5 protein-coding genes are annotated in these 6,505 nt (G+C 60.1%); 4 read left to right on the forward strand and 1 reads right to left on the reverse strand.

Features of this window, described 5'->3' with window-relative positions; genetic code table 11:
• The first annotated feature begins 256 nt into the window (after positions 1-256).
• From oxc to LY631_RS15460, 4 genes are all read left to right on the forward strand, one after another.
• The gene (gene oxc / locus LY631_RS15445; RefSeq protein ID WP_274426480.1) at positions 257-1,996 is read left to right on the forward strand and encodes an oxalyl-CoA decarboxylase; all 1,740 of its coding nucleotides are present in this window, start codon (positions 257-259) and stop codon (positions 1,994-1,996) included.
• Between the two features lie 9 nt (positions 1,997-2,005).
• On the forward strand, positions 2,006-3,280 hold the full coding sequence (frc, locus tag LY631_RS15450) for a formyl-CoA transferase (RefSeq protein WP_274426481.1): 1,275 nt from the start codon (positions 2,006-2,008) through the stop codon (positions 3,278-3,280).
• A gap of 202 nt (positions 3,281-3,482) precedes the next feature.
• The gene (sucC, locus tag LY631_RS15455; RefSeq protein WP_274426482.1) at positions 3,483-4,664 is read left to right on the forward strand and encodes an ADP-forming succinate--CoA ligase subunit beta; all 1,182 of its coding nucleotides are present in this window, start codon (positions 3,483-3,485) and stop codon (positions 4,662-4,664) included.
• Positions 4,661-5,542, forward strand: coding sequence for a succinate--CoA ligase subunit alpha (locus tag LY631_RS15460; protein WP_274426483.1), 882 nt, complete (start codon positions 4,661-4,663; stop codon positions 5,540-5,542). The genes sucC and LY631_RS15460 overlap by 4 nt, the downstream gene beginning before the upstream one ends.
• Before the next feature lie 106 nt (positions 5,543-5,648).
• On the opposite strand, the gene LY631_RS15465 is transcribed toward LY631_RS15460, so the two are convergent.
• On the reverse strand, positions 5,649-6,422 hold the full coding sequence (locus LY631_RS15465; protein WP_274426484.1) for a fumarylacetoacetate hydrolase family protein: 774 nt from the start codon (positions 6,420-6,422) through the stop codon (positions 5,649-5,651).
• Positions 6,423-6,505: the final 83 nt, after the last annotated feature.

Here is a 6,505-nt window from a genome sequence, read left to right on the forward strand (position 1 = left end):
GGTTCACAACAATGGCATTGGCCCCCACGGCCAGCCACATAGTTCCTCATTCCCCTTGAATGATCTGCCGTGGCCGGCCCAGAGCCCATGGGGCACGGCGCCTGTGGAGATCCGTTTGACTTTTGGTATTTATTATGCCAGAAATTTTGGAACAGTGATCGGTCGTCGGCACGCCTCCTGATAACCCAGCAGTTAAGGATTGTCCGGCGCTCCGACGCCCTGCGCACGACCGGTTCAAGAGGAGGAAAAACGTCAAATGACAGTCGTCACCAAGGTCGAGTCGCCGACGACCAACGCGCAGCCGGAACTGACCGATGGTTTTCATCTGGTCATCGACGCGCTCAAGCTCAACGGCATCAACACAATCTATGGCGTACCCGGCATTCCGATCACGGATCTCGGTCGTATGGCGCAGGCCGAAGGCATGCGCGTCATTTCCTTTCGGCATGAGCAACATGCAGGATATGCCGCCGGAATCGCAGGCTTTCTAACCAAAAAGCCCGGCATCTGCCTCACCGTGTCAGCGCCTGGCTTTCTGAACGGCCTCACCGCGCTCGCCAACGCCACCACCAACTGTTTTCCGATGATCCTGATGTCCGGCTCTTCCGAGCGCGAGATCGTCGATCTTCAGCAGGGCGACTACGAAGAGATGGATCAGCTTGCCATCGCCAAGCCGCTTTGCAAGGCCGCCTTTCGCATTCTGCATGCTGAAGACATCGGCATCGGCGTGGCGCGCGCCATTCGCGCCGCCGTATCCGGGCGGCCTGGTGGCGTTTACCTGGACTTGCCGGCGAAGCTATTGCCGCAGGTGATGGAAGCGGAAGCCGGCGGAAAATCCCTGGTCCAGGTGATCGATCCCGCTCCAGCGCAGATTCCGTCACCTTCTTCAGTCACGCGCGCGCTCGATATCCTCAAAGGCGCCAAGCGTCCGCTCGTCATCTTCGGCAAGGGAGCAGCTTACGCGCAGGCCGATGACGAAATCCGCGCCTTCGTAGAGAAAAGCGGGCTTCCCTTCCTGCAGATGAGCATGGCCAAGGGCCTGCTGCCTGACGTACATCCGCAATCGGCAGGGGCTGCGCGCTCGACCGTTCTAAAGGATTCCGACGTCGTCTTGCTGGTCGGCGCCCGGCTGAACTGGCTTCTGTCGCATGGCAAAGGCAAAAGTTGGGGCGAGCCTGGCTCGAAGAAAATCATCCAGGTGGACATAGAGCCCAAGGAAATGGATTCCAATGTCGAGATCGCCGCACCGGTGGTCGGCGACATCGGCTCCTGCATTTCAGCGTTGCTCGATGGGCTGGGCGAAAACTGGCCGACCCCACCCGCGGAGTGGATTGAGCAGATCAGCGCCAAGAAAGAGCAGAACATCGCCAAAATGGCGCTGCGTCTGAAGAAGAACTCAGTGCCGATGGATTTCCACGGCGCCCTGGGCGCGTTGCGCACAATCATCAAAGAGCGACCTGATGCCATTCTCGTCAATGAAGGCGCCAACACGCTTGATCTCGCGCGCGGCATCATCGACATGTACCAGCCACGCAAGCGGCTCGACGTCGGCACCTGGGGCGTTATGGGCATCGGCATGGGCTCGGCAATCGCCGCTACGATTGAAACCGGCAAGCCCGTGCTGGCGGTCGAAGGGGACTCGGCCTTCGGTTTCTGCGGCATGGAGATTGAAACCATCTGCCGCTACAACCTGCCAGTCTGCACCGTCATCTTTAACAATAACGGCATCTATCGCGGCACAGACGTCAATCCCTCGGGTGGCCCGGATGTGGCGCCGACGGTCTTCGTCAAGGATGCCCGTTACGACAAGATGATGGAAGCCTTCGGCGGCGTAGGCGTCAATGTCACGACCCCCGACGAACTTTATCGTGCCGTCAGCGCAGCGATGGATTCTGGCAAGCCTACACTTGTGAACGCTGTCATCGATGCTGCGGCCGGCACGGAAAGCGGCCGTATCGGCAATCTCAACCCGCAAAGCGTGGTCGGAAAGAAATAGGAGCCAGTCATGAAAGCACTTGAAGGTGTCCGCATCTTGGATTTCACCCATGTCCAGTCGGGCCCGACCTGCACACAGTTGCTTGCATGGTTTGGCGCCGATGTGATCAAGGTGGAGCGTCCCGGCACAGGCGACATCACGCGCGGCCAGTTGTGCGACATTCCCGCCGCCGACAGCCTTTACTTCACCATGCTCAACCACAACAAGCGTTCGATCACGCTGAATACCAAGGACCCCAGTGGCAAGGCGGTTCTGGAAGAGATGATCAAGCGATGCGACGTGATGGTGGAAAATTTCGCTCCCGGCGCGCTCGACCGCATGGGCTTCTCATGGGAACGCATCCAGGAACTCAATCCGGCGATGATTGTCGCCTCGATCAAGGGGTTCGGACCAGGTCCCTATCAGGACTGCAAGGTTTACGAGAACGTCGCACAATGCACCGGCGGCGCGGCCTCCACCACCGGTTTCCGTGATGGGCTGCCACTGGTGACCGGCGCGCAAATCGGCGACTCGGGTACCGGCCTGCACCTGTGCCTCGGCATCGTGACGGCACTTTACCAGCGCACGAAGACGGGGCGCGGCCAGAAAGTTTCGGCCGCGATGCAGGATGGCGTACTCAATCTCTGTCGCGTCAAGCTGCGGGACCAGCAGCGGCTGGCCCGCGGTCCGCTGGAGGAATACAGCCAGTACGGCGAGGGTGTGGAGTTTGGCGACTCCGTGCCGCGCGCCGGCAATGACTCCGGCGGTGGCCAGCCCGGTCGCATCCTGAAATGCAAAGGCTGGGAGGATGATCCCAACGCCTACATCTACTTCATCACCCAGGCGCCCGTATGGGAGGCGATCTGCGACGTTATTGGCGAACCGGGCTGGAAGACCGATCCCGACTATGCCACGCCCAAAGCAAGGCTGCCTCGACTCAATGAGATCTTCGCCCGAATCGAGGAATGGACCCAGACGCTCAACAAGTTCGAGGTGATGGACATTCTCAATTCCCGGGATATTCCCTGCGGCCCGATCCTGTCGATGAAGGAGCTTGCCGAAGATCCCTCGCTGCGCGCCACGGGCACCGTGGTCGAAGTTGAGCATCCCGTGCGCGGCACTTATCTCTCCGTCGGCAATCCGGTCAAGTTGTCCGACAGCCCCACGGAGGTACTGCGCTCACCGCTTTTAGGCGAGCACACGTATGAAATCCTGAGCGAAGTTCTGCAATTCGACGATCAGGCGATCGCCAGACTTCAGGAAAGTGGTGCAATCGGAGAACCTGCAAAAATCGCAGCCGAATAAAATTTCCCTCCCCGATGAACTGCGGCGGCATTTCGTATGTCGCCGCTTTTTTATGCGCCCTCCCTGGAAAGACCTTTTCACGGCGAGGGTCCCGCTTCCCTCACTGGCCAGTCGATTGACAGGCCTAAAGGATGTTGGCATTATGTATCCCAACTGCAAGTGTGCCATTCCAGCGCTGGCAGTTCGAGGGAGGAGGCAGAACATGAAGCTGCAGGAATTCCAGTCGAAGATGCTGCTGGCGCGATACGGTATTCCAGTGCCGCGGGGAGATATCGCACTTACCGCCGATGATGCACGACGCATTGCCTTCGAATTGAACACTGAAGGCTTTGCGGTGAAGGCGCAGGTTCCCGCCGGCGGGCGCGGCCGCTCGAAAGGCGTCGTGCTCGTCTCCTCGCCTGAAGAGGCAGGCGCGGCGGCCCGCGCGATGCTCGGCAGGACGCTTGTCACCGAGCAGACGGGCCCGGTCGGCTATCCCGTTCGACAGGTTCTGGTGGAGGAGGCGGTTACAGTTGACAGGAGCCTCTACCTGGCGATTCTCATCGACACCGCCAGGGCCGAAATGGCCGTTCTCGCAGGACCCGAGGGCAGCGAAGAGATCGAGGACAAGCTGCGTTCGGCGGAAACGACAATTGAGCGATTGCACCTTGCCGCCTCGGGCAAGCCGGACAGAGCCGACGCCGAAGCGCTGGCCCTTCGGCTTGAGCTTGAAAGCCGGCAGATCCCCGCCTTCGTCGCCCTGCTCGAACAGCTGGCTTCAGCCTTTGTCGAGAACGACGCGACGCTGATCGAACTCAATCCGCTTGCCATCACCAAGTCTGGCGCGGTCATCGCGCTCGATGCCAAGATCATCAGCGACGATAATGCGATGTTCCGTCATCCCGATCTCATGGCCCTGCGCGACGAACGGGAAGACGATGGCGTGGAAGTCGCCGCCCAGAGCCGACAGCTCAACTATGTGCGCATGGATGGCAATATCGGCGTCGTGGCCAACGGCGCGGGGCTCGGGCTCGCCACGCTGGATATGATTTGCGCAGCGAACGGCCGGCCGGCCAATTTCATGGACATCCGCACCACTGCCAATAGCCTTGATATTGCCTATGGTTGCAGCCTGCTGCTCGAGAACCCAGCCGTGCGCGCTATCCTGGTCAATGTTCATGGGGGTGGCATGCAGCCCTGCGACACGATTGCCGATGGGCTGGGTATTGCTACGCGCCGCACGGGGTTGAAGCGTCCGACCATCGTCCGACTGGCCGGCAACAATGCCGAATACGCCCGTTTTCGCTTACAGAATTTCGGGGTCAAGGTGATCGACTGTCCGGACATGTGGTCCGCTGTTACTCGCGCAGTCGCTACCGTGCAGGACATGGGAGAAACCCGATGAGCATTCTGGTCGATGCCGATACAACGGTGATCTGCCAAGGCGTGACGGGCCGCTCCGGCACGCATTATTCAGCAGCGATGATCGAGTACGGCACGAGCGTGGTTGGTGGTGTGCGGCCTGGCCGCGGCGGCAGCCGGCATCTCAGCCTGCCGGTTTTCGACACAGTTGCCTCGGCGAAAGCCGAGACCGGGGCGAACACCAGCATGGTTTTCGTGCCGCCCGATAACGCCGCGGCAGCAATGATCGAAGCCATCGAGGCGGAGATGCCGTTGGTCGTTGCCCTGACGGAACGCGTCCCCATCCAGGACATGATCCGCGTGAGCGATGCACTCCGAGGCGGTATAACCACCTTGGTCGGTCCCAATTCGCAAGGGATCCTTGCTCCAGGTCTGTGCAAGATCGGTGTCATGGCTACCGGCAGTGAGAGAAAGGGCCATATAGGCATTCTGTCCCGTTCCGCCTCGTTGACGAGCGAGGTGACTGCGCAGGTGAGTGCCGTTGGGCTCGGCCAATCGACCACGGTCGGCATTGGTGGCGACGCAATTCATGGACTCAGCATGCGCGCCTGTTTCGAGCTGTTTCTCGCCGATCCTGAGACGCATGGCGTCATTGTCATCGGCGAGATCGGCGGCACCGAGGAGGAAGAGCTGGCGGAGTTCATCGCCAAAACCAAGCCGGACATGCCTGTGGTCGCCCTTGTCGTCGGCCGCCATGCACCCGTGCGCCGGCGCATGGGGCACAGCGGCGCCTTCATCGACGGTCTCGCGAACGACGCAGAGGGCAAGATACGGGCATTGGAGAGTGCGGGTGTCACCATCGCTGAAAGCCCGCATCTGGTGGGCGAGATGATGCGGCAGGCGATGCTGGTAGATGCATAACAGCACTTTTCTGCTCAACCTCAATTTTGCAGTCAGATGAATCATCTGACATTCGCGTAACCAAAAGTGGAGCGTGCTTTGTGCGCCCACTTGGACGCACGGCACTCTATTGGAGGAATCGGTTCGTCAAGGTGCCGATGCCCTCTATCGACACGGAAACGGTGTTGACCGGCTCCTTCATCGAACCACCACCAAGCGATGTGCCGCAACAGATCAGATCGCCGGGAAGGAGCGTCATATCCTGCGAGAGCAGGCTGACGAGAAGCGCAGGCGGGAAGATCATGTCGCTCAGGGGATAATTCTGCCGTTCCGCTCCGTTGAGCTCCGTGCGGACATGAAGCTTGATCGGGTCGAGCCCTGTGGTGATCGCTGGACCAAACGGCCCGAAGCCATCGAAGCTCTTGGCGCGCGCCCATTGGGCGAAGGTCTTGTCGCGACTGATGATGTCACCCGCCGTGATGTCGTTGACGCAGGTGTACCCGAAGATTGCTTCCGCGGCTTCCCGCTCCGAAGCATTGCTGGTTGCGCAGCCAATGACGATGCCCAACTCCCCCTCATAAACCACCCGCTCCGTATAGGAGGCGGGTCGGTAGACGTCCGCTCCGGGTGCGGCGATGCTGGAGACCGCTTTGAGCAGATAAAGCGGCTCGGCGGGTATGGCGACCTCGAGCTTAGCCGCAAGCTGATGGAAATTGTTCCACAGCGCGATGATCTTGGAGGGCTGGCACGGCGGCAGCAGCTTTGCCTCGTGCAATGGATAACGCCTGCCGGACGGTCGGGGCGCAGCGAATAGATCGCCTTCGTGCACGACAATCTCCTCACCATCGATCAACCCGAGTTGAACCTGCCCATCCTGTTCAAAACGTACCCAATGCGCCATTATGTTTCCTCCATCTTCGTGAAATCTCCGAGTGGCCGGCCCTATTCGTCGAGCGCCTTGACGATGTTTTCGGTCATCTTCTT

The organism is Chelativorans sp. YIM 93263, assembly GCF_028767125.1.
Classification (GTDB): Bacteria; Pseudomonadota; Alphaproteobacteria; order Rhizobiales; family Rhizobiaceae; genus Chelativorans.